Annotated in this window: 1 protein-coding gene; it reads right to left on the bottom strand. The window is 70.9% G+C overall.

Annotated features, from left to right (window positions below; all coding sequences use genetic code 11):
• A partial coding sequence (locus AC6LKG_RS26555) for a hypothetical protein (protein ID WP_498169980.1) occupies positions 1-506 on the bottom strand: 506 nt, incomplete at both ends.

Below are 506 nucleotides of genomic sequence, written 5' to 3'. Positions count from 1 at the left end.
ACGGGCGCGGACGCCAGCAGCAGCCTGCCGCTGGCGTTGTCCGGCACCTCGCCACGAACCAGGAGCGTGAGGTCCAGGCTGTTGTCATCGCCCAGCGCCTCGGTGGCGACATGGATGCTGTCGCTTGCGCCGTCCTGGGGGCGCGCGGTCAGGCCGAAATGCACGCCGCTGGCGTTCAGGGTACCGGTTTGCAGGGTGTGCGGCGTCCAGTCGGCCGCCTGGGGCTGGGACAATTCCACGCGGCCGCCCGTGGGCAAATGCAATGCGTCGAACTGGCGATCCTGGCTCAAGCGCCAGGGGGCGTCGTCGCGCATACTGACGAACCACCATTGCCGCTGGTCGGCGTCATGGCTGACCGCCAGGCCGCCGAGCCAGGGGTTGCCGTCCGCGGCGTCGGCGGCCGTGCCATTGGTGTAGGCCTGCTCCAGTTGAAACAGGTCAGCCGGCGCGGAGGCCGGAGCGCTCAGCAACAGGTCTTCGCGCGCGACGGGCGCGGCGCTGGCGGG

This window comes from Achromobacter sp. 46006, from assembly GCF_059761975.1.
Note: the sequence above shows the minus strand (reverse complement) of the source record. Positions and strands in the feature narration are given on the sequence as shown.